This is a genomic window from Streptomyces sp. NPDC005141, assembly GCF_053599975.1.
This window is the reverse complement of sequence record NZ_JBSFYW010000021.1, coordinates 76,263-102,465: the sequence shown is the minus strand read 5'-3', so window position 1 is coordinate 102,465 and position 26,203 is coordinate 76,263. Positions and strand designations below refer to the sequence as shown.

The following is a 26,203-nucleotide window of genomic DNA, read 5'->3' as shown; positions in this document are numbered from 1 at the left end:
GGCCCTGGGTCAGGCGTTGGGGTCGAAGGCGATGCCGGCCGGCTTGGCCTTCACCAGGTGGGCATTGAAGTTGCCGTCCTTGAGCCCGAAGTGGGCGCTGCCGAAGTCGTACGCGCTCAGCTTGTCGCGCAGCCCGGCGGGGTAGCCGTTCCAGCCGACCAGGGTGGGGAACTGCCAGGTGTGGTGGTGGTTCTCCGGCGGCTCGTCATTCGTGTTCGCGGGCCGGAAGCAGTGCGTGCGGATGCCGTCCTTGTGGTAGACGACCTTGGGGTGCGTACCGTCCCAGCGGATCTGGTCCCGGCCGTAGATGTTGAAGTTGCCGTGGGCCGAAGTGGACACGTACTTGGCCTCGTTGTCCTGGACCCACACCACGACGTGCTCCCAGTCGTTGCGGTGCCCGCCGAGGCCGCTGCCGGCGACGGCCTGGTCCTTCTCCATGTAGAGGCCGTACATGATGGCGCACCAGCCGTTGTTGCACTTCTCGCGGGAGTACCCGTTGGTGTTGTCGAGGTCCCAGGAGTCGCGGCACTGGCCGTTCAGGGCCCCGGAGGGCTTGAGGCCGCCGTTGACGGTGCCGTCGGGGCCGATGGCGGGCGTCGGATAACAGCCGTCGGTGTCGTAGTCGAAGGCCGGCTGGAACGTCTGCTCCAGTCCGTCCGCGTTCGCGGGCAGGGCCTTCGGCGGGTCGGCGAGGGCGCTGCCCGGGAAGGCGACGACCAGCGCGACGGCGCTGCCGAGGATCACCGAGACCCTGCGGATCCGCGAGCTTCTTTTCACTGCTTCCTCCAGATCGACCGCGACGTGGGGGCGGGGCAGACCAGGCGGTCGTCTTGGCATGCCCAGATCAGCCTTCCGGGCGGGCGGGAAAAACACCAGAGGTCGCGGGTGTCCGAGCGATGAAAGATCCGCCAATAGGGAGGACAGAAGGGCCAGTTGGGAGACAACGACCCCTTTCGGGGCCCGACTCCTGTGCCCGGCGGTCCGGTTGCCGTCGGACACAGGTGCGCCGGACCGGCACGAGACCGTCGGGCACAGGTTGCGCCGGAGCTACACGCGGCCGTCGGCCAGCTTCCACTCTCGGTGCAACGTGCCCAAGGGGATGGCTCGTTGGAAGACGGGCGTCCCGAAGATGGACAGCTGCATCCGCAGGGTGCCGGTCAGGTCGACACCGCCGTAGAGGGCCCAGGCGCCTGTCGCGGCGCCGTCCGCCTTCGCCGTGGACCCGGTCGTGGTCGTGGCATCGGCCGAGCCCGCGGCCTCGCCACGCAGATACGGCGCCAGGTCGGCGGTGACACCGACGGCGCCGTAGAGGCCGACAGTGGCTTCCGCGCCGAGGGCCGCCTTCAGCCGCCCCGCCGCGCTGACGGAGGTGTGCACCGGACTGCTCGTCATGTGCGACTCGTCGACCGGCGTCCACCCTTGGGCGGCGCCGAACGTGCCACCGGCCTTGAAGTCGCCCTTCAGACGCTGTTCGACGTCGACGCTGACGGTTCCGTCGGCGGCGATCTGGAAGTAGCAGGTCAGATCGAGGTTCACCACGACGGGAATCGGGCCGACCTGGAGCACGGGGTCGGCGTGCAGTTTCGCGAACGCCACCCGCTGGGGCTGCGCGGAGGCGGCGGCGCGCCCCTTCACCGTCCACTGCGCGTCCCAGTCGCCGGAGACGCCCAGGTACGCGGCACCGGGCCCCGAGCCGGCCGCGTCACCGCCGTAGGAGAAGTCGACGTCGGGCGCGACCTGTACGTACCCGGACACGGACGCGGATGCCGACGCCGGTGCCCCGGCGGCCGTGGCCACCTTCGCGCCGACATCGATCCGCAGGCTGCCGAGCGGGACCTTCGCGCCCTCGGGGCCGACGTGGACGTCTCCGGCCTTCGCCCAGGAGACCTTCACGTCCGGCAGCAGTTTCTCGATGTCGAAGGACGCCGGGTCCACGGGGACGGAGCCCTTGGCGTCGTCGTCGCCGAGCAGCGCGTCCAGGGTCGTCGGCGCGGTCTGCACCTCGGTGCCTTCGCCGCGCTCGCCGATCACCGAGGTCACCTTGGCGAGGAGGCCGTCGGGGGCGCCGGGCGCGGGAGCGCTGGCGATGACGTCTCCCACGGCGGTGCCGCGCGGCTTCGCCGTGCCCCCGGCGGACGGGGACGGCGACTGCGTCACCCTCCCACCCGAACCACCCTTGTCGATGGGCGATATGACGGCACGTCGGGTCTTGCTGTCGTACGACGCGACCTTGAGCGCGGCCCGGTGGGCCCGGCCGTCCGACGAGCCCGGACGGGCCACGGCGGTCGAGGTGGCCTCGGGGGCGGCGGCGACGGCGAGCGGTTGCCCGGCGTCCGTGGTGGCGGAGGCGGAGGCCGCGGCGGGCCGGGCACGGTCGGCCCGGGAGGACGGCTCCGCGGGACTCGCGGAGCAGCCGGCGGCGAGGAAGAGGGCGGATGCGGCGAGCGCGGGCACGACGGCCCGCGAGGGCCGCTTGCGGATACGCAAGTTCAGTCCTGAGGGGGGTGGGGGATGGCTTGGATTACCGATGGGTAACCAGAGGTGAGCGTGTCATGAACCCGTGAAGTCCCGCGTCACGTTTCGACGCCCGCCGGGGTGATGTGCGCCACGCCCACCCGGACCGGCCCGAAGAGTCGTCAACCGTTCAACTGACCTGTACCGCAAGGCACATGATGCTCCGTCAGCGAAGACCACTTCGGGCCGACCGACGAGCCCGGGCGGCCGTCTCGTGGCTGCGACGGGACCGGCCCCCGCCGCCCTCGGTGCAGCGCCGCGCTGATCCTGCGGGGGTCACGCGGCTTTGAGTGGGGTGCCGTCGTAGGTCCATCGGTACGGGCTTGGCGTTGTGCTCGTCGTAGGCCGTGACGAATTCGTGTGGAACCAGGCGGTATCCGTGCCCGGCGGGACCGCGGTCGCCGCCGCGATCACCTTCAACCGGTCCTCCGGGGTGAACCGGGGACGCCCTAGTGGCCGCGGCCGGTCACTCGGCGCGGCCAGGCCCTCGGCGTCGAACCGATTGCGCCGGTGGCGCACGGTGTTCACGTGCTGGCCCAGACGTCGGGCGATCACCGCGTTCGGGCGCCCTCTCGCGGCCGCCGGCATCGCCTGGGCCCGTTGGACCCAACCGAAGGCGGCGGTCCGGGAGTTCGCCAACGGCTCCAACTCCTCCCGCTGCGCGGCTGCGGTACTGCACTAGGAGACCTCGCTCCGCGGCTCCCATCCCTCGTACGCCGCCGTCAGCAACCCCAGGACGCCGTTCGCTGTGACCTCGCGGGGGTTGGGATAGGACTCCGCGGCGGCCTGCGTCGCCGCCGGAGTCAAGTCGGCTTCCTTCAAGCCGAGTTCGGCCAGGGTGCGGGGAGCTCCGAGGCCTCCCGCGAGCTCGCGCAGCGCACGGGGGACGTCGTCGGCGCCCAGGGCCCGGGACAGGACGGCGATCGCCCGCGGCGCTGCGGCCGCGTTGTAGGCGAGGACGTACGGGAGCACCACGGTGTGCGTCTCGGCGTGCGGCAGGCCGAAGGTGCCGCCGAGGACATGGCACAGCTTGTGGTGCAGGCCCATGGTCGTCGCCCCGAGGCAGGCGCCGCAGAGCCAGGCGCCGTAGAGGGCCCGGCCGCGCGCCTCCGGATCGCCGGGAGCCGCGGCCACCTCGGGCAGCGCGCCGGCCATCGCCCGTACGCCCTCCTCCGCCATCAGGGAGACCAGCGGGGAGGCGTCGGGGGCGTACAGCGATTCGACAGCGTGCGCCAGCGCGTTGACGCCGCTGGTCACCGACAGCGGGACCGGGAGGCCGAGGGTGAGCTCGGGGTCGTAGACGACACAGCGCGGCTGTACGGAGGAGTCGCGGCCGGTGCGCTTGACCCCGCGCTCGGTCAGACCCCACACGGACGTCATCTCGGAGCCGGAGTAGGTGGACGGCACGGCGATCAGCGGCAGGCCGGTGCGCAACGCGATCGCTTTGCCGAGGCCGATCGCGGAGCCGCCGCCCACGGCGACGCAGCCGTCGGCGCCCGCCGCGCGCGCCACCTCGACCGCCCGGTCGGCGACCTCCACGGGTACGTGCATACGAGCGCCGGAGTGCAGGCCGACGCAGCTGTCGCCGAGCGCGTCCGCCACCGACCGCGCGGCCTCCGCGCCCCGGCTCCCGCACACCACGAGGACCCGGTGCAGCCCGAGCCGCGCGGCCTCCCCCGGTGTCGCGGTGACCGAGGCGCCGGGCCGGAAGACGATCCGGGCGGGCCGGGTCTCGTAGGAGAAGTCGAGCGGAGCGCTCGGTGGGGTGGTCATGCCGGCTCCAGTACGAGTTCGAAGCGGGCGTGCCGGAAGGGGTTCGTGACGCCGAACTCCCGTGCCAGAGACGGATCGTCGGTCTCGGCGAAGTCCTGGACGAGGCTCTTCCTGACGGCGAAGACGGCGTCGGAGCCGAGATACGGGCTGCCCGCCACGAAGATGTGCGTGGTGACGGGGGCGTGCCCCTCGGCCGAGGCGATGAAGTGGATGTGGGCGGGGCGGTAGGGGTGGCGGCCGGTCGCCCGGAGCAGGGCGCCGACCGGGCCGTCGGTGGGGATCGGGTACGGGCTCGGGACACAGGTACGGAACCGGAACCGGCCCTCGGCGTCCGCCGTGAAGAGCCCGCGTCCGTTGCCGGGCGGCTGGGCGTCCGGCCGCTGGACGTCGTAGAAGCCCTCGCCGTCCGCCTGCCACACGTCGAGGACCGCGCCGGGCAGCGGTGTGCCGTCCCGGGACAGCACCCGGCCGCTGACGACGCACGGCTCGCCGGTGCCCACCAGGTCGATGGTCGCGCCGAGTTCCCGCGCGGGCGACGCCGTCATGTGGAACGGGCCGAGGACCGTCGGCTCCGTCGCGCCCGGGTCACGGTGACCGTTCAGGGCCTCCACCAGCATGGAGACGCCGAGCACGTCCGACAGGAGGATGAACTCCTGCCGGGTGTCCGTGCACATCCGGCCGGTCGCCGTCAGGAAGTCGACGGCGCGCTCCCACTCCCCCGTCGTCGGCCGCGTCTCGCGGGCGAAGGCGTGGAGGTGGCGGGTGAGCGCGCCGAGCAGCTCGCGCAGTCTCGGGTCGGTCGTGCCCGCGAAGCTGTCGACGACCGCTTCGGTGATGTCCGTGCTGCATTCCGTGGCCATGCCGCTCCCGTGGTCCCGCCGGTCGTCCTGCCGGGCGTGTATCAGGCTACGAGGGTGCCAGGGCTCACAGTTCGAGGCTGACGAACCCGTCCGCCGCGTCGGGCTCCGGGGCCGTCACCGTGTAGGCGAACCGGTTCCTGAGCCCGGCGACGTCCCACATCGCCGCCCGGTCACGGTAGTTGAAGACGATGTCCTTCCCGTCGCCGCCGTGTTCCAGGATGCGGGCGACGGCGATCTCGTTGGGGTGGTCGTGCCGTGCGCCGCTGGTGGAGATCAGATAGCGGTCGCAGTCGATCAGGTTGAGCAGATCGTTCGAGAGGTTGTGGTCGCTGCCGTGGTGGGCGACCTTGAGGACGTCCAGGTGGAGCCGTCCGCCCGCCGCCTCGGCCGGCGCCCGCAGCGAGGCGACCAGCCGGCGGTCGTCCGCGTCGCCGGTGAGCACGATGCGCCGGTCCTCGAACTCGAAGAGCAGGCCGATGCTGGTGAGGTTCGTCTTCGAGGTGTCCGGCTTGAAAGGTGCCGCGGCGAGCTGCTCGACGTTCGGGGCGCCGAAGTGCTCGAAGCCCTCCACCGGCGCGAGTTCGTCGGGGTCCCGGCCCGGGACCAGCCCGTTCTTCGCGCATTCCGCGCTCCATACGGGGGCCAGCCGCTCCAGTTGCCCCCGATCGGGTGAGAGCACCGTCATCGTGGAACCGTCGTCGAACCAGGCGAGCTCCCGTCCGACCTCGACGCCGCGCCCGCCGAACGCGTCGTTCCAGGGGATCTTCTGGGCCAGCAGGGCGCTGGTGAGCTTCTCCCCGTCGACCGCGCCGAACCCCTCGGCGTCGAGAAGGTGGTCGAAGCCGTTGAACCACACGTCCCCGAACTCCACCGGCCGGTCGGGGTCGTCCAGCAGGGCGAGCACGCCGAGGATGTGGTCCTGGTCGACATGGGTGACCACGAGGAGGTCGACCAGTCCGTCGAGTCCGGCGAGCGTGGGCTTGATGAGCGGATAGGTTCCCGAGCGGCCGCCGTCGACCAGGATGCGGCGTACGAAGGTGTCGTCGCCGTACTCCAGGAGCAGGCAGTCGCCGTCCTCACCGGGCATCATCGTGAATCTGATCATCTCGGCCTCCCAGGCGAACGGGTCCTTGTCGCCCCCACCGGCGGGGCCCTCACTGCGATCTCCCGTGCAGCGACACCACGACGAACGGCTCACGGGTGTCGACGCGCCAGGAAAGACGGCGGGCCTGATCGAGCCGCGCCGCGCACTCCGGGTCGTCGGGGAACTCGGAGAGTCCGTGGATGAGACGGCTCAGGCCGAGGGTGAAGACGGGCACCCCCCGGTCGAAGGCCTCCACGAGCGCGTCCCGCGCCGCCTGGCGTTCCGTCTCGGTGTGCGCCCGGCGCAGATGGCGCATGGCCCACAGCAGGGATCCGTCGCTCATCCAGTCGAACTCGTGGCGCAGCCGGGACAGCCACGGGTCCCAGCGGTGCGGCCGGTCGGTCAGTTCGCTGCCGATCAGGACGTAGGCCCCGGCCATGGCCGCGAGCGGGTTCGTCAACTCGTCGTAGAGCATGGCCTCCGCGTCGTGGACGAGGGTCGCGGCGGCGTCGAAGGCTCCGCGCACCATGTAGCCGAGGGCGGGTCCCACACGGCTGTCGCGCACGGTCACCGAGACGGCGCTGCCGGTCGGGCTCTGGCGCTCGTTGACGAGGACCTCGATCTGGGCGGTTCCCCAGGGCGCGGGCAGGGTGACGACGTACTCGCTGCCGGCCAGCGAGACGACGAGGAACTGCCGCGGTCCGATGGTGGCCCCTTTGATGGTGGGTTCGCCCCGCTCGTCGACCGGACCGTCCGGGCCGAAGCGGTAGAGCCGCGCCGCCGCGTCGCCCAGATCGAGGCTGGGCACGGAGTGGGGCGCGGAGTGGGCGATCTCGAACACGACCGGTCGCCGGGAGGGTTTCTCGGCCACGCCGAGCATCGTGGCGAACTGCCGGCTCGACGGCTTCGGGTCGCCGACCCAGGCCGCGTGGCCGGGTTCGACGACCGACTCCCACTCCCAGACGCCGGAGCGCGACCCCTGGGAGCGGGGCACCGGAATCGCCTCGCCGTCGTGGTAGTCGCCGTACGACTCGATGTTGCCCATGAGGTACTGCCAGGAGTGCGACGCGTAGGGCGAGCGCTCGGTGCACAGCGTCACACAGGTGTCGATGCCCTCACGGGCTTCGGCGTCCTTGGTGAGGACGACGCCGGAGGGCAGCGTGGCGGTCACGAGGTAGCGGCCCGGTACGACTTCGTAGCGCGCCGGCCGCGCCGAAGCACCGCAGGGGAAGAGGACGCCCCGGTGGGCGACTCCGGCGCCGTCGGCCGGATAGATGTTGCCGACCACCTTGGCCCCGTCGGAGACGTCGTTCTCGTCGAGGCTGAGCACGACCCGGACACGCAACACGGCGTTCATGGCTTCACCAGCTGCACCCGGCGGAAGACCGGCCGTACGGTGATGGACTTGGTCCGCACGTCCTGGTCGCCGAGCCGTGCCTCGAAGTCGTATTCGCCGAAGCGGAGTTCGATGGCCCACTCGCTCTCCGGGTCCGCCTCTCCGACGGCTCCGGCCGGGCGCCGCAGCCGCTCGCGGCCGCCCTCGCGGCAGACGAACTCGGCCTCCGCGTTCTCATGGGCGCGCTCACATCCCACGTACACCGGGACGACGGGCGGGCCGGGCAGCTCGTGCAGGACGAACACGGGCAGTTCGCCGACGGAGGGGACCTGGACGCCGGCGACGGCTCCGGCGAACTGCGGCTGGTGCATGAAGTGGTCGATCGCTTCGAGGAGATGGGAGGTGTTGACCCGCCAGTCGCCCTCGGGGTCGTCGCTCGCCGCCCCGCCGAGACTCCTGAGCAGCGCCTCGGTGAACAGGCTCACCTGTCCGGGGCGCGCGTGCGACCGGTCCCCGGCGAGGGTGGCGTAGTACGGGATGTGGAACCGTCTGGGGAGATCGAGCGGTCGCGACCCGGCACCGAGTGGCGAGCGTCCGGCGAACCGGGTGCCCGAACTCTCGATCAGCACATCGGAGTTGGACCGGCAGGCGTCGACGAAGAACACCTGCTGGCCGGCCTTGCACCGCTTGAGTCCGTTCATCAGTGCCGCGAAGTCCAGTGCGCCGTTGAGGGGGTTGTGCCGGTCGGCGAAGATGTCGGCGGCCAGGAGCGCCATGTCGTCGCCCTGTGAGACGCCGTGTCCGCAGAAGTAGAAGACGAGCCGGTTGTCGACGTGACTGTCGCCGCGGTCGAACCACCCGGTGACCGCGGCGAGGATGTTGTCGATGGTGGCGGCGTCGACGTCGTGCGCGGTGCGTGTGCGGGGGTCGGTGAAGGGGGCCGGTTGTTCCTCGCTCAACAACAGGGCGACGCTGCCGAGCTGTCGCGCCGGGTCGTTGTACTCGGCCAGCAGCCAGTGCGCGAGGGCGCGTGCGGAGAGCGGGGGCGAGCTGAGCTGACGCATTCCGTCCGAGTCCGCCACCGGCGCCTCACCACCGGCGAGATGCGGATACTTGCCGACACCGATCACCAGTGCGTGGGTGCGTGGAAGACCGGTGTCCTCTTCGAGGTGGATCACGGAACCGGCCATGGCCCCTCCGGAACCCGACTGAGCCGGAGACTGCCGCGGAGCCGAGAACCGCCCGCCGGCAGCATTTCCTCTATTATATTTCTGGACGCTCTTTATGTCCTGATATGCCCCGCTCTATCCCTGTCCCGTATTTCGGCCCGTCCCCCGGCCCTTCCCTCCTGGCCCATCGAGGTCTCGACCGATCGGTGAACGTGAGGCCCGGCATGCCCAAGAACCTCGTCATCTGCCTCGACGGCACCGGCAACCAGGTGAAGGCGAAGGGGAACACCAACGTCGTCCGGCTCTACGAGATGCTGGACCTCTCCGATCCCGTCCGCCAGATCGCCTACTACGACCCGGGCGTCGGCACCTTCTCCGCGGCCGGCGCGTGGACCCCCGTGGGCCGCCGCCTGTCGAAGCTCCTCGGCCTCGCCTTCGGTTCCGGCATGAAGGCCAACCTGGCCGAGGCCTACACGTATCTGATGGCTCATTACCAGCCGGGCGACCACATCCACGTCTTCGGATTCAGCCGGGGCGCGTACACGGCCCGTGCGCTCGTGGGCATGCTCAAAGCGGTCGGGCTGATGCGTCCCGGAATGGAGAACCTCGTCCCGTACGCGGTGTCGGTGTACGCCAGGAACAAGGACTGGACCCGGCAGGACTGGGACCAACTCCACCATTTCGCGGGCGCCTTCAGCAACGCGGTCGAGGGCCGCGTCGGCATCTCCGTCGCCTATCTCGGGATCTGGGACTCCGTGAAGGCGGCCGGCGTGCTGCGCTGGAACCTGCGGTGGCCCTATACCCGGCAGGTCCCGAACGTCGCGCACATCCGCCACGCCGTGTCCGTCGACGAGAAGCGCAGGCCCTATCGCGAGTACCTCGTGAAACCGGGCGACGGCAAGCGCCCGGCGCCCGGACTGGTCGAGCAGGTGTGGTTCGCCGGGGTCCACTCGGATGTCGGCGGCACCTTCGACGACGATCCCCGGACTGCGACAGTCGCCCTCAAGTGGATCGTGGACGGCGCCCTCGACGCGGGTGTCCTCCTGAAGAAGGGGGCGTACGCCCGCGAGGTGACCCTGGTCCCCGATGACGCCATGGGCCGGATCCACCGGATGGGCCGGATCTGGGCCCTGCTCACCTACCGGCGCCGGAAGCTGCCCGCGGATGCCCAGGTTCACGCCAGCGTCCGCACACGCGACGCGCGCTACCGGGACCGGATTCCGTCGACGGCTCTCTGGGCCGACACCGCCTGGCTGACCCCGAGGGATACGCAATGACCCTTGCCGTGGGGCATCGTTGACCTGGAGCATCACGCCCGCAGCGGACGCACGGAAAGTATGATCAAGCAATGTCTGACTTGACCGAAACCACGCCCGGCTGGCTGTCCCGTGATGAACTGGAATCGGCCCGCTCCCGCCTGCCGATCCTGTATGTCGAGGCCGTACCGGTGCGCGTCGACGACAACGGCGAAGTCACCCACATCGGGCTGCTGCTCCGTATCGGTCCGGACGGGACGGTCAGCCGCACCCTCGTCTCCGGCCGGGTACTGCACCACGAGCGGGTCCGCGACGCCCTGCTGCGCCACCTGGAGAAGGACCTCGGCCCGGTGGCACTCCCCCGGATCCCGGCCTCCCTGCAGCCCTTCACCGTCGCCGAGTACTTCCCGACGCTGGGGGTCACGCCGTTCCACGACCCCCGCCAGCACGCCGTGTCCCTCGCCTACATCGTCCCCGTGACCGGCGACTGCCGCCCCCGGCAGGACGCCCTCGACCTGGTCTGGTTCAGCCCGGAAGAGGCCGCCTCACCGGTGGTCGCGGACGACATGCCCGGCGGCCAGGGCGTGCTGCTGAGGCAGGCGCTGGCGCATGTCGGACGTCTTTCCTGACCGGACCGGACCGGACCGGACCGGACCGGAACAGCGAGAAGGCCGTTCCCGCGACAGCGGAAACGGCCTACGACCTGCGTGTATGCAAGTCGGGACGACAGGATTTGAACCTGCGACCCCTTGACCCCCAGTCAAGTGCGCTACCAAGCTGCGCCACGTCCCGGTGCGTTCACCCGCGGTGACCCGCGTGATCGTGCGAACAGAACTTTACCCCACGCCGGGGGGCTGCTCCGCAGGGGGACGGGGCGCGGGACAATCGGCGTATGAGCGGGACATCTGAGACGCGGCAGTACGACGGACGTGACCGGGACACCGAGGGGCGGGCACGGAACGCCCGGCCCCGCGACGGACTGGGGCGCCCCCTGCCGTACGGCGCGGACGGCGTGGAGCGCCAGCCGGAGGGTGTCGTGCGCGGTCCCGAGGCGACGGTCGCCGAGGCACAGGCGCTGCTGGACGCGGGCAGGCCGTTCCACGCGCACGAGGTCTTCGAGGACGCCTGGAAGTCCGGTCCGCAGGACGAGCGCGGGCTCTGGCGCGGGCTGGCCCAGCTCGCCGTGGGGCTCACCCACGCGGCCCGGGGAAACACGACGGGCGGCGCACGGCTGCTGCGACGCGGCGCCGGGGCGGTCGAGGAGTGGACGTCGGGGGCGGGTCGGCCGCGTCCGTACGACCTGGACCTCGCGGAACTCGTTCTCTGGGCACGGGAGTTGGCGGCCGTCGTGGAGGGCGACGGCGGGCCGGTCGACGCGGCGGGGTCGTCACCACGGCTGCGCGGACGGGACGCCTGAGAAGCGCATGACCCCGGCGCCCGACCAGGTACGAGGCCGGTGCCCGACCAGGCACGCCGCCCCACCGGATCAGGTACGACGTCGACGCCCGACCACGCGGCCCGTCGGCGCCCCGGCCGAGCGCCGCCCGCTCGCGAACGGGCTCCGCCGGGTGCGGTGCGTCCACTGTCAGTGGCGTGCGGCAGACTCTGGGTGTGCGAAAGATTCATGTCATCGGCATTGGTGCGGGCGACCCCGATCAGCTCACGCTGCAGGCGGTCAAGGCGCTCAGGAGCACGGACGTGTTCTTCATCCTGGACAAGGGCGAGGTGAAATCGGACCTCGTCCAGCTGCGCCGTGACATCCTCGACGCGCACGTACCCGAGGGGGCGTACCGCCTGGTCGAGGCCCGCGACCCGGACCGGGACCGGACGGCAGGGGGCTCGGCCTACTCGCCGGCCGTCGGGGACTGGCGCAGCGCCCGGGCCGCCATCTACGAGCGGCTCATCGCCGAGGAGCTGGGCGAGGACGAGAGCGGCGCGTTCCTTGTCTGGGGCGATCCCGCTCTGTACGACAGCACGCTCGGCATCCTGGAGGAGATCCTGGACCGGGGCACGGTGGAGTTCTCGTACGACGTGGTGCCCGGCATCAGCAGCGTCTCGGCGCTCGTCGCCCGGCACCGCACGGGGCTCAACCGGGTCGCCCGGCCCGTGCAGATCACCACCGGGCGGCGCCTCGCGGAGGGCTTCCCCGACGGGGTGGACGACGTGGTCGTGATGCTCGACGCCCACCAGACGTTCCGGCAGTACGCGGACGAGGACATCGACATCTACTGGGGCGCCTACATCGGCACACCCGACGAGATCCTCGCCTCCGGTCCGCTGGCCGAGGCGGCCCCCCGTATCGAGCGGTTGCGCGCCGAGGCCCGGGAGCGCAAGGGCTGGATCATGGACACCTACCTGCTGCGCCGGAATCCGCGGGCGTAGTCCGCCGGCTGTGACGCCCCGGACCGGGTCCGGGGCCAGGAGACTTTCGGCCGGTACACCGGGCGGGTCGCCCCGCATGCACGGGGAGCCCACCGGTGTGAGGGTGGCGATTGTGACGATCACGGAGGATACGGCGCCACCCGCGGCCGGGGCGCCCGGAGCCCTGGTGCTGGACAAACGGCGCCGCAATATCGTCTTCGCGACGATCGTGCTGGGCATCCTGCTCGCGGCGCTCGACCAGACGATCGTGGGCACCGCGCTGCCGACGATCGTGTCGGATCTGGGTGGCGCGGAGCACATGTCGTGGGTGGTGACCGCGTATCTGCTGGCCGAAACCGTGTCCACGGTACTGGTCGGCAAGTTCGGCGACCTGTTCGGCCGCAAGGTGGTCTTCCAGGTGTCGGCGATCATCTTCATCACGGGTTCGTTCCTCTGCGGTCTCGCCACGAACATGTCGCTGCTGATCACCTGGCGAGCGATGCAGGGCATCGGCGCGGGCGGTCTGATGGTGACCGCCACGGCGCTCATCGCGGATGTCATCCCGCTGCGCGAGCGGGGCAAGTACCAGGGCGCGATCGGCGCCGTGTTCGGGGTGGCCACGGTCATCGGGCCGCTGCTCGGCGGACTGTTCACGGACCATCTCACCTGGCGGTGGGCGTTCTACATCAACGTGCCATCGCGATCGTCGTGGTGATCGCCGCGGCCCGCACCATCCCCGCTGTGAAGTCGGTGACCCGGCCGGTCATCGACTACCTGGGCATCGCGCTCGTCGCGGTCGGCGCCAGCGCCCTGGTCCTCGGGACGAGTTGGGGCGGCAACGAGTACGCCTGGGCATCGCCGACCATCATCGGCCTTTTCGTGGGCGGTGTGATCGCGCTCGGCCTGTTCTGCTGGGTGGAGACGCGCGCGGCCGAACCGATGCTGCCGATGCGGCTGTTCACCAACCCGGTCTTCACGGTGTGCTCGATCCTCAGCTTCATCGTGGGCTTCGCCCTGCTCGGCGCGATGACGTATCTGCCGACGTATCTGCAGTACGTCGACGGGGATTCGGCCACGATCTCCGGTGTGCGCACCCTGCCGCTGGTGACGGGGCTGCTCATCGCGTCGATCTTCAGCGGCAACGTGGTCAGCAAGACCGGGCAGTACCGGATCTTCCCCATCGTCGGCTCCCTGGTGACGGCGGTCGGGCTGTACCTGATGTCACGGATGGGGCCGGACTCCGGGGCTTGGCTGGAGTCCTTGTACATGTTCGTGCTCGGCACCGGGATCGGGCTGTGCATGCAGGTGCTGACGATCGTCGTGCAGAACACGGTCGAGTACACCGACCTCGGCACGGCGACGTCCGGTGTCACCTTCTTCCGTACGCTGGGCAGTTCGTTCGGTACGGCGGTCTTCGGCACGATCTACACCAACGCGCTGAAGCCGAACCTGGCCGAGGGAGTCAGAGCCGCCACGGAGACCGGAGCGGCCCGGCCGGCCGTCATCGCCAAGGCGGCGCAGAGTCCGGAAGGGCTGCACAGACTGCCACCGGAAGCGGCCCGGCCCATCATCGACGCGTACGCCGACACCATCCACACGGTGTTCCTGTGGACGGTTCCGGTCGCGGTCCTCGGCTTCGTCGTGGCGCTCTTCCTCAAGCAGGTGGAGCTGCGCGACAGCGCGCGGATGGGGTCGACGGACATGGGCGAGGGCTTCGCATCGCCGTCCACCGCGGACTCCCAGCGGCTGCTGGAGGCCTCGGTCGGGAAGATCATCGGTACCACCGAGCTGGACACCGCGCGCCGGATCATCACCGAATCCGACACGCGGCTGGATGTGGCGGGCGCCTGGGCCGTGATGCAGGTGGAGCTGTTCGGCCGCATGGTCGGCCACGCCAACCTCGCGCTGATCGCAGCCCGGCGCCATCTGCCGCCCGAGGTACTCGTCCCCGTGTTCAACCGCATGGTCGAGGAGGGCTATCTGAGCCGTCACGGCTCGTTGTTCTCGCACACCGAGGCGGGCGAGCGCGAGGCACGGGTGATCAGCGAGGCCTGGGGCCAATGGCTCGCCGGGCGCGTGGAGCTGGATCTCGGCCGCCCGTCCGGCGAGGAACTGCGCGCCGCCGTCGACACCATCGCCAAGCGTCTTCTCGTCGAGGACCTGAGCCAGGGTCTGCCCAGCCGGACCCCGGAACCGGCCTCAGCCACGACGAGTTGACCGGCCGGAGCCCGACCCACCGCGAACAGCGGTACGCCAAGCGCCATCGCGACCGAGAGCCGGGACGAGATACCCGAACTGTGTCAGGCGGCCGTGCGCCGGGCCCGGAGGCCCGTCATCCATGGCCGAGGTCGAGCAGGGCCAGCGCCGACGCGACGTCCGGTACCGCGCTCACGTCCTTCGGGAGGGGCGGTCGGCGTACGACGACCACGGGGAGGCCGAGGTCGCGGGCAGCCGTCAGTTTCGCCGCCGTCGCGGCTCCACCGCTGTCCTTGGTCACCAGGACGTCGATGCGATGCCCTCGGAGAAGGCGCGTCTCGTCGTCCGGAGTGAAGGGACCGCGCGCGAGCAGCACTTCGGTGTCCGCGGGCAACGGCGGCTCGGGGGCCTCCACCGAACGTACGAGAAAGTGCAGGCCGACGAGATCCGCGAAGGCCGCGAGACCGAGGCGGCCCGTGGTGAGAAAGACACGGCGGCCCAGCCCGGGCAGCAGCGCGGCGGCTTCGGCGAGGGAGTCCACCGGGTGCCAGCGATCGCCGGGGCCGGGGCTCCAGCCGGGGCGGCGCAGCACCACGGCGGGAATCCCGGTGGCCGCCGCGGCCCGTGCCGCGTTCGCGGTGATGCCGGACGCGAAGGGGTGCGTCGCGTCGACCACGGCGTCGACCCGGTGCTCGCGCAGCCAGCGCACGAGTCCGTCCGTCCCGCCGAACCCGCCGATCCGTACGTCCCCTTCGAGCGCTCCCGGCCGGGACACCCGGCCCGCCAGCGAGGTCGTCACCCGCACGCCGGGGCGCGTCGCCAGCTCGGCGGCGAGTTCGCGGGCCTCGGTGGTGCCGCCGAGGAGGAGGACGTGCGGGGACATGGAGCGAGCGTACGGGGTACGGGAACGGCTGTGCGCATGCCCCGGTCGCCGTGGGTCGGTATCGTCCTGGCATGGATGCGGTGCGTGCGGTCCTGATCGACATCGACGGTGTTCTCACCGTCTCGTGGGAGCCGATTCCCGGCGCGGTCGAGGCGTTGGGGCGGATCCGCGACGCGGGCCTCGGTATCGCTCTGGTCACCAACACGACGTCCCGCACCCGCGCTTCCATCGCCGCCACGCTGGCCGGAGCGGGCTTCCCGGTGGACGCCGCCGACATCCTCACCGCGCCCGCCGTCACCGCCGCGTATCTCGCCGAGCACCATCCGGGCGCCCGGTGCGCTCTGCTGAACAGCGGCGACATCCGTGAGGATCTCGAAGGCGTGCACCTCGTCGAGGAGAACGCGGACGACGGGGAGGGGCACACGTCCGGCCGGGCCACCGGACAGGGCGCTGACGCCAGCACCAGCACCAGCACCAGCGTCCCGGATGTCGTCGTGGTGGGGGGCGCCGGTCCCGAGTTCGGGTACGCGGCGGTGAACCGGGCCTTCGGCCATCTCCAGCGGGGTGCCCGGCTGATCGCCATGCACCGCAATCTGTACTGGCGGACCGACCGGGGGCTCCAGCTCGACGGCGGCGCGTTCCTGCTGGGGCTCGAACGGGCGGCACGCACCGAGGCGGAGATCACCGGGAAGCCGTCGCCCGCGTTCTTCGAGACGGCGCTGGCGCGTCTCGGGGTCGGTCCCGGCGAGGCGCTGATGATCGGCGACGACATCGAGTCGGACGTCCTCGCGGCGCAGCGCACCGGCATCACCGGCGTCCTGGTCAGGACCGGGAAGTACCTGCCGGAGAGCCATCGGGCGGCCGACGGCACGCCCGATCACGTCCTGGACTCCTTCGCGGACCTCCCGCGCCTGCTGGCCTCCGCCGCTCCCCGGTAGCACCGGGGGCGTCCCGGAGGCCCGGACTCAGGGCAGCAGCAGCTGCACTCCGCCCACCACCGTCGCCGCGATCACCAGTCGCTCGAAGAGCAGCTGGTTGATGCGGTTCACCGCCCATTTCCCGATCAGCGCCCCCGGCACGACGAAGGCCGCCAGGGCCGCGTCCAGGAGCAGCGAGTGGCCGTCGATCAGGCCGAGGCCCGCGCTGAAGGGCAATTTGGAGACGTTGACGATGAGGAAGAAGAAGGCGGAGGTGCCGAGGAAGCCGAGCTTCCGGAAGCCCGCGGAGAGGAGATACATCGACATCACGGGGCCGCCCGCGTTGGCGACCATCGTGGTGAAGCCGCCGAGTACACCGTAGGAACGGGCCTTGACGCGTCCGGTGCGGGTCACGACCGAGTCGGGTTCCTCGTCCTGGACGGCTGCCCGGCGACGCCACAGGGTGACTCCGGCCATCAGCAGCAGGATCGCGCCGATCGAGGTCCGTACGACCGCGTCGTCGGCCCAGACCAGGAACACCGTGCCGAGGACGACACCGGCGGCGACCGCCGGGAACAGGCGCCACAGCGTGGGCCAGTGGGCGTGGCGCCGGTAGGTGAGGACGGCGAGCACGTCGCCGACGATCAGGAGGGGCAGCAGGACACCGGTCGAGGCGCGGGCGGGCAGTACGGCGGCGAAGATCGCCAGACTGACCGTGTTGGCTCCGCTGACGGCGGTCTTGGAGAAGCCGACGAGCAGAGCCGCGGCGGCGAGAGCGGCGAACTCGCCGGTGGATATGTGCCAGAGCGTCATCGTGTTCATGCGGGGGCCGATGCTATGCCCACGCAACTCGCCCGGGTAAGGAGGGTCTCGCCAGGGGGCCCCCGGGTGACGCCATGTACGGGCCAGGCCCCGGGTGACGCCATGTACGGACCGGCCCTGGGTCGCACCGTGCACCGGGCCGGCCCCCGGGTCACCCGGTGTACCGCGTGCGCAGCTCCCTCTTGAGGACCTTCAAGCTCGGGCCGAGCGGTATGGCGTCGGTGAACTCCACACGGCGCGGGTACTTGTGACGGCCCAGGTGTTCCTTGGACCAGTCGGTGATGTCGGCCGCCTCCGCCGAGGCGTCCCCGGCGCGCACGACGACCGCGCACGTGACGTCAGTGCCGCTGGCGGGTCGGGGCGGCCGGGGCGTCAGTGCCGCTCGACCAGGACGGCGCTGCCCTGCCCGACGCCGACGCACATCGTGGCCAGGCCACGCGCCGCGCCCGTGCGGCGCATACGGTGCAGCAGGGTGGTGAGGATGCGGGCGCCCGAGCAGCCGAGCGGGTGGCCGAGGGCGATGGCGCCGCCGGTCGGGTTGACGAGGTCCGGGTCGATGCCGAGGCGGTCCACGCAGGCGAGGGCCTGGGCGGCGAACGCCTCGTTGAACTCGGCCTCCTGGATGTCGCCGATGCTCCAGCCGACGCGTCCGAGCGCCTTCTGGGTCGCGGGCACGGGGCCGATGCCCATGACGTCGGGATCGACGCCGGCCGAGGCGCCGGCGACATACCGTCCGAGCGATTCCAGCCCGAGTTCGTTCAGGGCCTCCTCGCTGACCAGCAGCACACCGGCGGCGCCGTCGTTCATCGGAGAGGCGTTGCCCGCGGTGACCGTGCCGCCGGCGCGGAACACCGGCTTGAGGCGGGCCAGCTTGTCGAGCGAGGTGTCCTCGCGTACACATTCGTCGCTGTCGACGACCACACCGTCGGGGCGCTCGAAGGGAAGCAGCTCGGCGTCGAAGTACCCGTTCTTGCGGGCGTCGGCCGCACGCTGGTGGCTGCGCAGCGCGAACGCGTCCTGACGCTCGCGCGAGACGCCGTACCGCTCGGCGACCTCCTCCGCGGTCTCCCCCATCGACAGGACGCCGTGCAGTTCCTTCATCGCGGGGTTGACCAGCCGCCAGCCGAGCCGGGTATCGACGGTCTCGATGCGGTGCGGCAGCGCCTCGTCCGGGCGGGGCAGGACGAAGGGGGCCCGGCTCATCGACTCGGAGCCGCCGGCGAGCACGATCTCGGCCTCACCGGAGGCGATGGCGCGGGCCGCCGTCGTGACGGCCTCGAGGCCGGAGGCACAGAGCCGGTTGACGGTGGCGCCCGGCACGGTGTCGGGCAGACCGGCGAGCAGCGCGGCCATCCGGGCGACATTGCGGTTGTCCTCACCGGCCTGGTTGGCGGCGCCCCAGTAGACGTCGTCGACGCGGGCGGGGTCGAGCGTGGGCACCTCGGCGACGAGACCGCGGATGACGCTCGCGGCGAGGTCGTCGGGCCGCACGGAGGACAGGGCCCCGCGCAGCTTGCCGATGGGCGTGCGGCGGGCGGCCGCGAAGTGGACGGGACGCACGACAGGACTCCTGACGGAACACCGAAATTAATTAGCACTGCTAGTTTTGGACTATAGCCGCCGCACCGGGCCCTTGGGAAGATCCCCCGGCGGCCGGTATCCACCCATCCGTCCCCGGACACCCGCACCCTCCCCCTCACCCGGCCCACGTCCACGCCCACCCCGCCCGCACCCGCACCCGCACCCGCATGGAGTGGGGCACCCCGGGCAGACGTGAGGACGGGGCGGCTCGGAGGGACCCTCGGCGCCGCTCCTCGTCTCGAAGCAGACCCACGGGAACACCGAAGGGGCACGCCATGACCGACGCCGTCGAGCTCGACGCGCTGTGGGACGAGTTCCACCGCGTGGTGAACATGACCTCCCAGGAACTCGCGGCCTGGCTGCGGGTCGGCGACGCCGGGGAGCGGAGCGAGCCGCCGCCCGCCGAGACGGGCCCGTCCACCGGCCGCCATGTGCTCGAGATCCTCCAGAAGCGCCGTACGGATCTCACCGACGACGACATCCGGATCATGTACGAGGTGGTGGACATCGTCTCCGCCGAGGAGGACGGCGAGGACGAGGACGGCGGACCCGGGGCCGGAGACGTACGGCTGCGCCACCGCCTCATGGCGCTGGGTCACGATCCGCTGAAGCCGGACCGGTGAGAACCGCTCCACGGGCGCGCCGACCGCCGGGTGGCCGAGGATCGACTGTCCTAGGCCCCGCACCCCACGCGGCTGGCAGACTGCTCACGCACCCCGCCGGACACGGGTTGACGGGGTGAACAAGCCCAGCGAAGCAGGGAGTTGCCGCATGACGGGGACGGAGTCCACCGCGGACCGGATCGACACCAGCAAGCCACATCCGGCACGGGTGTACGACTGGTACCTGGGCGGCAAGGACAACTACCCCGTCGACGAGCGGCTCGGACAGCAGATCACGGCGCTCGATCCCGGCGCCCGACGGGCCGCGCGCAGCAACCGCTGGTTCATGCAGCGGGCCACCCGCCATCTGGTCCGCACGGCGGGAATCCGCCAGTTCCTCGACATCGGCACCGGCATTCCCACCGAACCCAACCTCCACCAGATCGCGCAGACCACCGCTCCTGCCGCACGGGTGGTGTACGTCGACAACGACCCGATCGTCCTCGCCCACGCCGAGGCGCTGCTGCGCGGTACCCCGGAGGGCGTGACGCGGTACGTCCAGGCGGACGCGCACGAGCCGGCGAAGATCCTCGACGAGGCCGCGCGGGTGCTCGACCTCGACCGCCCCGTGGCCCTGTCGCTGATCGCGCTGATGCACTTCATCTCCGACGACAGTGGCGCGTACGAGCTGGTGGAGACCCTGGTCGACGCACTGGCGCCGGGCAGTTGCCTCGCGCTGTCCGCGATGACCGCCGATTTCGAGCCGGAGAACGTGCGGCGGGGCATCGAGCACTACGCGCGCGGCGGAGTCACCCTGGTGGGCCGTTCGCACGCCGAAGTGAGCCTCTTCTTCAGGGGACTTGACCTGGTCGAGCCGGGCGTCGTCTCCGTGAAGGACTGGCGCCCCGAACTCGCGGAGGGCGAGACCCCGATCGGCGACGAGCCGGTTTCCCTGTACGGCGGGGTCGGCCTCAAGCGCTAGAGATTCCGGGGCTCGGGCTCGGGCCGGGGCTACGTCGTGTTCCGCACCGGTGCTCGACCGCGGGTGAGGCCGGTCGGGCATCATGACTCCGACGGGCGGCAGTGAGGGGAACACGTATGGACCGGGGCGCGCACCTTCCGGAGGAGCCGTCGGTACCGCAATTCCGTCTCGACGCCCTGCTGGAGGACCTGCAGGAGCAGGTGCAGCGGGTGCGCGGCACCCAGAACCGGGTGCACACCCTTCTCGAAGCGGTCCTCGCGATCGGCAGCGACCTCGACCTGGACGTGGTCCTGCGGCAGATAGTGGAGTCCGCGGTGCAGCTCGTCGACTGCCGCTACGGGGCGCTCGGTGTCCTCGGCGACGAGGGCGGCATCAAGCAGTTCATCACGGTGGGGATCGACGAGGAGACCATCGCCCGCATCGGGTACTACCCCCGGGGAGAGGGCATCCTCGGCCTGCTCATCCGGGAGCCGCACGCACTGCGGCTCCCCGTCCTGAGCGACCACCCCGACTCCGTCGGCTTCCCTCCCGGGCACCCGCCGATGACCACGTTTCTCGGCACCCCCGTACAGGTCCGCGACAAGATCTTCGGCAATCTGTACCTCACGGAGAAGCACGGCGGGGCCGCGTTCGACGCCGAGGACGAGGCGGTACTGCGCACGCTGGGCGCGGCGGCCGGTGTGGCCATCGACAACGCCCGGCTGTACGACGACGCCCGGCGCCGCGAGCGCTGGCTGGCCGCGAGCAGCGAACTGACCCGCACCCTGCTGTCCGGCGTCGATCCGGCCCAGGTCCTGCATGCGTTCACCGCGACGGTCCGGGCACTGTCCGACGCGGATCTGGTGACCCTGGCGCTGCCGGTCACCGGCACCACGGACCTGGTCATCGAGTCCGCCGAGGGACGCGACGCCGACCAGGTGCGGGGGCTGGCCCTGCCGGACGGAACGAGTCTGGCGGCCAAGGTGTTCGCCTCCGGCGAGAGAATCGTCAGTACGTCGCTCAGCCAGGACCCGCGCACCGGGACGGGCAGCGCGTCGGTCCTCGACCTCGGCCCGGCGTTCGTGATTCCGCTGGGCACCCAGGAGCGGGTGCGCGGCGTTCTCCAGGTCGCGAACCGTCAGGGCGGCACCGCGTTCCCGGACGCCACCATCGACATGATCGCCGGGTTCGCCGGTCACGCCGCGCTCGCCCTGGAGATCGCCGAACACCGGCGCGACGCGGAGCAGTTGCTCGTCCTCAACGACCGCGACCGCATCGCGCGCGACCTGCACGACCTGGCCATCCAGCGGCTCTTCGCCGGCGGGCTCAGCCTGCAGTCGGTGCTCAACCGGCTCACCGACCGGCCCGACGTGGCCGCACGCGTCCAGCGGGTCGTGGACGATCTCGACGACACGATCAAGGTCGTACGCTCCACGATCTACGCCCTGCGCGAGAGCGACCGGTCGAGCGCCACCGGCTTGCGCGCCCGGCTCGTCACCGAGGTGGGCCGTGCGGCCGAGACGCTCGGCTTCGCCCCCGCCCTGCGCATGAGCGGCCTGCTGGACACCGACGTGTCCGACGAGCAGCGCGAACACCTGCTCGCGGTGGTGCGGGAGGCCCTGTCGAACGCCGCCCGGCACTCCCACGCCACCGCCGTGGAGGTCACGGCCGAGGCCACCACAACCACGCTGCGGCTGCGGGTGGCGGACAACGGCCGGGGCATCGCCCCCGGCGTCACCCGCCGCAGTGGTCTCGGCAATCTCCGCACCCGCGCCGAGAACCTCGGCGGCACGTGCGCCCTGGCGTCCAACGAGCCGAGCGGCACCGTCCTGGAGTGGACGGTGCCGCTGCTCCACGACGACCCGGCCTGACCGTCGGGCTCTCCCGGCGAGGTCACCGGGCCGGCCCGGGCCCCGAGGTCACCGTGCCCGGCCCCGGAGCCCGCGTCGAGTGCCGGTCGGCCGGTGCGGGGCTGTCGTCGATGAAGCCGCCCGACTGGTGCCGCCACAGCTTGGCGTAGGCGCCGTCCGACGCGAGCAGCTCTTGGTGCGTGCCCTGTTCGACGATCCGCCCTCGGTCGAGGACGACGAGCCGGTCCATGGTGGCGACCGTGCTCAGCCGGTGCGCCACCACGAGCGCCGTGCGCTTCTCCATGAGCCGCCACAGCGCCTCCTGGACGAGGATCTCGCTCTCCGAGTCCAGGGCGCTGGTCGCCTCGTCGAGCAGCAGGATCGGCGCGTCGCGCAGGATCGCGCGGGCCAGGGCGACCCGCTGGCGCTGGCCGCCGGACAGCTTGATGCCGCGCTCTCCGACCATGGTGTCGAATCCGTCGGGCAGCGCGTCGGCGAACTCCGTGACGTGCGCCGCCTCGGCCGCGCGGCGGATCTCGGCGTCGCCGGCGTCCGGCCGGGCGAAGGCGATGTTGTCCCGCAGCGTGCGGTGGAACATCGCCGGGTCCTGGGGCACGTAGGCGATCAGGCTGCGCAGGTCGGCCTGGCGCAGCTTGCTGATGTCCTGGCCGCCGATGAGGATGCGCCCGTCGTCGATGTCCGTCATCCGCAGGAGCAGCCGGGTGAGCGTGGTCTTGCCCCCGCCGGACCGTCCGACCAGACCGATCTTCGCCCCGCTGGGTACGGCCAGTTCGAGCCCCGTGAAGAGCGGCTTCGCGCCCCCGTGCGTGAAGGTCACCCGCTCGAAGCGGACGTCGGCGGCGCGGGACAGCAGGGGCTCCGGAGCGACCGGGTCGAGCACGGTCGGCGGGGTCAGCAGCAGTTCGGTGAACTGGGCGGCCTCCGTCATCGAGCTCTCCAGACGGCGGTAGATCTGGTTGAACTCGAACATGATCCGCGTCGCGTTGGCGTAGTAGGTGAAGGCGACCACGACCGCCTCCACGCCGTGCCCGCCCCCGCCGAGGGCGACCGCGAGCAGCAGGCCGAGCGCGTTGGTGAGCACGGACATCGGCGCGACCAGGGTGTCGATGCGCAGATTGCCGTAGTCCCACGACCGCAGGGTGAGCCTCCGCGAGACCGCGACGCGGGACCGGTGTTCGGCCGCCTCGCGTTCCTCGGCGGCGAAGGCCCGGACCGTGTCCATGTTCATCAGGCTGTCGGCGACGTGGCCCGAGACCCGGGCGATCGCCTCCTCGCGCTGCTCGACGAGTGCCTGGCGACGGCGGATGAGGGGCACCACGCACAGTCCCGTCACGGCGATCATCACCAGGAGCCCGACGACGAGCAGCGGTTCGTAGCGCCACAGCACCACCGATCCGAACACCAGCGGCACCAGGCTGCCGACGACCTGGAACGTCATCGTGTCGACGAATTCCTCGAAGCGGGAGGCGAAACTCAGCACCCGCTTGGTCAGCGATCCGGCGAAGTTGTCATGGAAGAACGAGGCGTCCTTGGCGAACAGTTCGTCCATGCCGATCACGTACAACTGCTCGATGCCCAGGGCGTCCAGACGGTTCAGGCAGTGCAGACCGAGGCGCCAGAACGCCTCCGCCAGCAGCAGCACGCCGCCGAAGCCGAGGACGTAGGGCAGCGCCGCGCCGATGGAGATACCGCTGCCGTCGCCCGCGATGCGGCCGACGAGCTTCGCGACGATGAGCGGCGCGATGTAGCCGATGCCGATGTTGCCCAGCGCCGGCATCAGCATGGCGGGCACCGTCAGCCGCCGGAGCCGTCCCAACTCCCTTCCGTAGTAACGGAGTGCGAGGAGCACGGAGCCCCTGCCCGGTAGAGCCTTGCGCGATTCAGGCGATGCCATCCCAACCCTGTGTCGTCGTACGGCAGCCCGCCACGCGGCCGTTCACGAAGACGGCGATGTCCGCATATGGGCAGGCCAGGACTTGCAGTGTCCCGTGACGGTGTCCCCGCGGTCCAAGCGTTTTTCTCGGCCATCGGGCCGTCCCGGACACCCTGTGCGAGCTCGGTCGGAGAGGGCCGGACGACGGTGGCCGGGTACGACAGAGGCCGCTTCCTCATCGCTGAGAAAACGGCCTCTGAACCACGACTCAAAAAGTCGGGACGACAGGATTTGAACCTGCGACCCCTTGACCCCCAGTCAAGTGCGCTACCAAGCTGCGCCACGTCCCGGTGCCCGTCTGACCTGGGGTTTCCCCTGGCTGGACGTGCACGGAAACAATACCGCACTCGTGACGGTGGTCGCGCACCCGTTTTCCGCCGACCGGGCGGTCTGCGCCGCGCGGAAGCGGACGGGCGGCACGCGTCCGGTGCCGCCCGGAGGCCGATCGAGGTCACGTGATCCCCGTACGGCGATCTCGGCGAAGCACGGCCGTGCCTAGCCCGACCTGCCCCGACCCGTCCGGACCGGGGTGACCGGTTCCCGCTGCCCCAGGGCCACTGGGCCGTCGGCGCGCACCAGATTGCGGACCGCGGGCACCGACAGCAGGGCCGTGGACACGACGAGGGTCATGACACCGGCTATGAGAAGGACGTTGTCGGCGCCGAGGGCCGCGGCGGCGGGTCCCGCGAGTGCCTGACCGACGGGCATCATCGCCAGGGACCCGGCTACGTCGTAGGCGTGGATGCGGTTGAGGACGTCGGGCGCGACCTGCGTCTGCACGCTGGTCGCCCACATCACGCCCCACAGCGACGTGCCCGCTCCGGCGATCACCGCTCCCGCCGACATGGCGGCCACGCCCAGCCCCGCTCCGACGGACGCGGGGAAGCACGCGAAGGCGAAGAGGGCGAAGGAACCGGCGCGCAGCATGCGGCGCGGACGCAGTCGCAGCGCGACGAGCCCGCCGATGACGGTGCCGGCGCCGAGAGCGGAGTTGATCAGGCCGTAGGCGCGCGGGCCGTGCTCCCGCACCACCTCGGTCGCCACCAGCGGGACGGTCGGGCCCCAGACGGAGATCATGTAGACGCACCAGATGACGATGACGGCCCACAGCCAGGTGCGGGATCTGAACTCCCGCCATCCTTCGACGAGATCGGCCTTGAAGCTGCCGCTGTGCGCCCGGCTTCCGGGAGGGGCCGGGGGCAGCCGGAGCAGCAGCAGGCACAGGGCGCTGAGCGCGAAGGTGCCGGCGTGGGCCACGAAGACCCCGCCGGCGGAGGCGAACGCGACCAGCAGACCCGCCAGGGCGGGGCCGGCGAGCTGGGCGGAGGACTCGGCGATCCGGATGGCGCCGTTGGCCCCCTGCACGTCGGCGGCCAGGCGCGGCACGGTGCTGGCGACGCCGGGCTGGAAGACCGCGCCCGCCACGCCGTTGGCCGCGCCGATCACGCAGATCTGCCAGAGGACCACGTGGTCGGCGAAGAACAGGGCGGCGGCGAGCGCCTGGGCCACCAGCCGCACGAGGTCGGCGCCGATCATCAGCTTGCGGGTGCTGAACCGGTCGGCGATCACTCCGCCGAAGATCACCAGTCCGGCGAAGGGGGCGGCCGACGCGGCCATGGCGATGCCGACGGCGCCCACCCCGTACCCGTACTGCAGCAGTCCCGCGGCGAGGGCCACCGGCAGCATGGTGTCGCCGAGCCGGGCCATGGCGCGCGCCACGAAGAACAGGGCGAAATCGCGCGACCAGACGGGCCGCGGCGGCAGGTCGGCAACGATGTCAGGCCGGACGGGGCCCGAGCCCGGCACCGAGGATGCCTCACTCCACGGTTCAGCCGATGCGCGCCGGGCCACGCCGACACCGGTCGAACCGCACCCCACCGAACCGCGGTCCGCGGAGCCGTACCCCACCGCGCCACCGTCGCCCGAGGCGCCCCCGGCCACTCCGACACCCACCGAACCGCACCCCACCGAACCGCGGTCCGCAGAGCCGTACCCCACCGCGCCACCGTCGCCCGAGGCGCCCCCGGCCACTCCGACACCCACCGAACCGCACCCCACCGAACCGCGGTCCGCAGAGCCGGTAC

General features: G+C 71.4%; 21 protein-coding genes, 2 tRNA genes and 2 pseudogenes. 9 read left to right on the top strand and 16 right to left on the bottom strand.

The window, feature by feature from the left end:
• Nucleotides 1-9: 9 nt before the first annotated feature.
• From ACWD68_RS18915 to ACWD68_RS18880, 8 genes are all read right to left on the bottom strand, one after another.
• Nucleotides 10-777, bottom strand: a complete 768-nt coding sequence (locus tag ACWD68_RS18915; protein ID WP_451807553.1) for an NPP1 family protein — start codon at nt 775-777, stop codon at nt 10-12.
• Nucleotides 778-1,047: 270 nt separating this feature from the next.
• On the bottom strand, nt 1,048-2,481 hold the full coding sequence (locus ACWD68_RS18910) for a hypothetical protein (protein WP_451807586.1): 1,434 nt from the start codon (nt 2,479-2,481) through the stop codon (nt 1,048-1,050).
• A gap of 309 nt (nt 2,482-2,790) precedes the next feature.
• Nucleotides 2,791-3,153: a helix-turn-helix domain-containing protein gene (locus ACWD68_RS18905; RefSeq protein ID WP_451807552.1), complete on the bottom strand. Its 363-nt coding sequence runs from the start codon at nt 3,151-3,153 to the stop codon at nt 2,791-2,793.
• 39 nt (nt 3,154-3,192) lie between these two features.
• Nucleotides 3,193-4,287: a maleylacetate reductase gene (locus ACWD68_RS18900; protein ID WP_451807551.1), complete on the bottom strand. Its 1,095-nt coding sequence runs from the start codon at nt 4,285-4,287 to the stop codon at nt 3,193-3,195.
• Nucleotides 4,284-5,147, bottom strand: coding sequence for an intradiol ring-cleavage dioxygenase (locus tag ACWD68_RS18895; RefSeq protein ID WP_451807550.1), 864 nt, complete (start codon nt 5,145-5,147; stop codon nt 4,284-4,286). Before ACWD68_RS18895 ends, ACWD68_RS18900 begins: the two co-directional genes overlap by 4 nt.
• 64 nt (nt 5,148-5,211) lie before the next feature.
• Nucleotides 5,212-6,252, bottom strand: coding sequence for a ComEC/Rec2 family competence protein (locus ACWD68_RS18890; protein WP_451807549.1), 1,041 nt, complete (start codon nt 6,250-6,252; stop codon nt 5,212-5,214).
• A 49-nt stretch (nt 6,253-6,301) separates the two neighbouring features.
• Nucleotides 6,302-7,588 carry a hypothetical protein gene (locus ACWD68_RS18885; RefSeq protein ID WP_451807548.1) on the bottom strand — a complete coding sequence of 429 codons (1,287 nt, stop codon included), beginning with the start codon at nt 7,586-7,588 and terminating at the stop codon, nt 6,302-6,304.
• Nucleotides 7,585-8,757, bottom strand: coding sequence for a caspase family protein (locus ACWD68_RS18880; protein WP_451807547.1), 1,173 nt, complete (start codon nt 8,755-8,757; stop codon nt 7,585-7,587). Before ACWD68_RS18880 ends, ACWD68_RS18885 begins: the two co-directional genes overlap by 4 nt.
• A 203-nt stretch (nt 8,758-8,960) precedes the next feature.
• Between ACWD68_RS18880 and ACWD68_RS18875 the strand changes: the two genes are divergently transcribed.
• The gene (locus tag ACWD68_RS18875; RefSeq protein WP_451807546.1) at nt 8,961-10,013 is read left to right on the top strand and encodes a DUF2235 domain-containing protein; all 1,053 of its coding nucleotides are present in this window, start codon (nt 8,961-8,963) and stop codon (nt 10,011-10,013) included.
• Nucleotides 10,014-10,084: 71 nt separating this feature from the next.
• Complete coding sequence (locus ACWD68_RS18870) at nt 10,085-10,621, top strand: NUDIX hydrolase family protein (protein ID WP_451807545.1); 537 nt, start codon at nt 10,085-10,087, stop codon at nt 10,619-10,621.
• An 89-nt stretch (nt 10,622-10,710) separates the two neighbouring features.
• On the opposite strand, the gene ACWD68_RS18865 is transcribed toward ACWD68_RS18870, so the two are convergent.
• Nucleotides 10,711-10,784: transfer RNA gene (locus ACWD68_RS18865), tRNA-Pro, on the bottom strand.
• Nucleotides 10,785-10,884: 100 nt separating this feature from the next.
• Here ACWD68_RS18865 and ACWD68_RS18860 point away from each other — a divergent pair.
• The 3 genes and pseudogenes from ACWD68_RS18860 (at nt 10,885) to ACWD68_RS18850 (ending at nt 14,570) form a co-directional block, all read left to right on the top strand.
• Entirely contained in the window at nt 10,885-11,409 is a 525-nt protein-coding gene (locus tag ACWD68_RS18860) for a DUF309 domain-containing protein (protein WP_451807544.1), read from the top strand.
• Nucleotides 11,410-11,603: 194 nt separating this feature from the next.
• A complete protein-coding gene (cobF, locus tag ACWD68_RS18855) occupies nt 11,604-12,374 on the top strand; it encodes a precorrin-6A synthase (deacetylating) (protein WP_451807543.1) in 771 nt (256 codons plus the stop codon).
• 76 nt (nt 12,375-12,450) lie between these two features.
• Nucleotides 12,451-14,570, top strand: a pseudogene (locus ACWD68_RS18850) (MDR family MFS transporter).
• A 115-nt stretch (nt 14,571-14,685) separates the two neighbouring features.
• Here the strand turns inward: ACWD68_RS18850 and ACWD68_RS18845 are convergent.
• Complete coding sequence (locus ACWD68_RS18845; RefSeq protein ID WP_451807542.1) at nt 14,686-15,432, bottom strand: cobalt-precorrin-6A reductase; 747 nt, start codon at nt 15,430-15,432, stop codon at nt 14,686-14,688.
• Nucleotides 15,433-15,503: 71 nt separating this feature from the next.
• On the opposite strand from ACWD68_RS18845, the gene ACWD68_RS18840 reads away from it, so the two are divergent.
• Nucleotides 15,504-16,370: an HAD-IIA family hydrolase gene (locus ACWD68_RS18840; RefSeq protein WP_451807541.1), complete on the top strand. Its 867-nt coding sequence runs from the start codon at nt 15,504-15,506 to the stop codon at nt 16,368-16,370.
• Nucleotides 16,371-16,397: 27 nt separating this feature from the next.
• On the opposite strand, the gene ACWD68_RS18835 is transcribed toward ACWD68_RS18840, so the two are convergent.
• From ACWD68_RS18835 to ACWD68_RS18825, 3 genes and pseudogenes are all read right to left on the bottom strand, one after another.
• Nucleotides 16,398-17,171 carry a sulfite exporter TauE/SafE family protein gene (locus tag ACWD68_RS18835; RefSeq protein ID WP_451807540.1) on the bottom strand — a complete coding sequence of 258 codons (774 nt, stop codon included), beginning with the start codon at nt 17,169-17,171 and terminating at the stop codon, nt 16,398-16,400.
• Between the two features lie 151 nt (nt 17,172-17,322).
• Nucleotides 17,323-17,532, bottom strand: a pseudogene (locus tag ACWD68_RS18830) (AMP-binding enzyme); the annotation flags it as partial.
• Nucleotides 17,533-17,543: 11 nt separating this feature from the next.
• Complete coding sequence (locus ACWD68_RS18825) at nt 17,544-18,731, bottom strand: thiolase family protein (protein WP_451807539.1); 1,188 nt, start codon at nt 18,729-18,731, stop codon at nt 17,544-17,546.
• 296 nt (nt 18,732-19,027) lie between these two features.
• Here ACWD68_RS18825 and ACWD68_RS18820 point away from each other — a divergent pair, with 296 nt between their 5' ends.
• From ACWD68_RS18820 to ACWD68_RS18810, 3 genes are all read left to right on the top strand, one after another.
• Complete coding sequence (locus ACWD68_RS18820; protein WP_451807538.1) at nt 19,028-19,375, top strand: DUF3140 domain-containing protein; 348 nt, start codon at nt 19,028-19,030, stop codon at nt 19,373-19,375.
• A 148-nt stretch (nt 19,376-19,523) separates the two neighbouring features.
• Nucleotides 19,524-20,336, top strand: coding sequence for an SAM-dependent methyltransferase (locus ACWD68_RS18815; protein WP_451807537.1), 813 nt, complete (start codon nt 19,524-19,526; stop codon nt 20,334-20,336).
• 116 nt (nt 20,337-20,452) lie between these two features.
• Entirely contained in the window at nt 20,453-22,186 is a 1,734-nt protein-coding gene (locus ACWD68_RS18810; RefSeq protein ID WP_451807536.1) for a GAF domain-containing protein, read from the top strand.
• Nucleotides 22,187-22,208: 22 nt separating this feature from the next.
• Here ACWD68_RS18810 and ACWD68_RS18805 read toward each other — a convergent pair whose 3' ends face one another.
• The 3 genes from ACWD68_RS18805 to ACWD68_RS18795 all read right to left on the bottom strand — a co-directional run bounded on the left by ACWD68_RS18805 (nt 22,209) and on the right by ACWD68_RS18795 (nt 25,826).
• The gene (locus ACWD68_RS18805) at nt 22,209-24,080 is read right to left on the bottom strand and encodes an ABC transporter ATP-binding protein (RefSeq protein ID WP_451807535.1); all 1,872 of its coding nucleotides are present in this window, start codon (nt 24,078-24,080) and stop codon (nt 22,209-22,211) included.
• Nucleotides 24,081-24,335: 255 nt separating this feature from the next.
• Nucleotides 24,336-24,409 (bottom strand) — tRNA-Pro (locus tag ACWD68_RS18800).
• 205 nt (nt 24,410-24,614) lie between these two features.
• On the bottom strand, nt 24,615-25,826 hold the full coding sequence (locus ACWD68_RS18795; RefSeq protein WP_451807585.1) for an MFS transporter: 1,212 nt from the start codon (nt 25,824-25,826) through the stop codon (nt 24,615-24,617).
• Between the last annotated feature and the right edge of the window lie 377 nt (nt 25,827-26,203).

Coding starts and splice junctions, on each gene's coding strand:
- ACWD68_RS18900 (WP_451807551.1), bottom strand. CDS start 4,287: ATGACCACCCCACCGAGCGCTCCGCTCGACTTCTCCTACGAGACCCGG.
- ACWD68_RS18895 (WP_451807550.1), bottom strand. CDS start 5,147: ATGGCCACGGAATGCAGCACGGACATCACCGAAGCGGTCGTCGACAGC.
- ACWD68_RS18890 (WP_451807549.1), bottom strand. CDS start 6,252: ATGATCAGATTCACGATGATGCCCGGTGAGGACGGCGACTGCCTGCTC.
- ACWD68_RS18885 (WP_451807548.1), bottom strand. CDS start 7,588: ATGAACGCCGTGTTGCGTGTCCGGGTCGTGCTCAGCCTCGACGAGAAC.
- ACWD68_RS18880 (WP_451807547.1), bottom strand. CDS start 8,757: ATGGCCGGTTCCGTGATCCACCTCGAAGAGGACACCGGTCTTCCACGC.
- ACWD68_RS18875 (WP_451807546.1), top strand. CDS start 8,961: ATGCCCAAGAACCTCGTCATCTGCCTCGACGGCACCGGCAACCAGGTG.
- ACWD68_RS18870 (WP_451807545.1), top strand. CDS start 10,085: ATGTCTGACTTGACCGAAACCACGCCCGGCTGGCTGTCCCGTGATGAA.
- ACWD68_RS18860 (WP_451807544.1), top strand. CDS start 10,885: ATGAGCGGGACATCTGAGACGCGGCAGTACGACGGACGTGACCGGGAC.
- ACWD68_RS18845 (WP_451807542.1), bottom strand. CDS start 15,432: ATGTCCCCGCACGTCCTCCTCCTCGGCGGCACCACCGAGGCCCGCGAA.
- ACWD68_RS18840 (WP_451807541.1), top strand. CDS start 15,504: ATGGATGCGGTGCGTGCGGTCCTGATCGACATCGACGGTGTTCTCACC.
- ACWD68_RS18835 (WP_451807540.1), bottom strand. CDS start 17,171: ATGAACACGATGACGCTCTGGCACATATCCACCGGCGAGTTCGCCGCT.
- ACWD68_RS18820 (WP_451807538.1), top strand. CDS start 19,028: ATGACCGACGCCGTCGAGCTCGACGCGCTGTGGGACGAGTTCCACCGC.
- ACWD68_RS18815 (WP_451807537.1), top strand. CDS start 19,524: ATGACGGGGACGGAGTCCACCGCGGACCGGATCGACACCAGCAAGCCA.
- ACWD68_RS18810 (WP_451807536.1), top strand. CDS start 20,453: ATGGACCGGGGCGCGCACCTTCCGGAGGAGCCGTCGGTACCGCAATTC.
- ACWD68_RS18805 (WP_451807535.1), bottom strand. CDS start 24,080: ATGGCATCGCCTGAATCGCGCAAGGCTCTACCGGGCAGGGGCTCCGTG.
- ACWD68_RS18795 (WP_451807585.1), bottom strand. CDS start 25,826: ATGGCCCGGCTCGGCGACACCATGCTGCCGGTGGCCCTCGCCGCGGGA.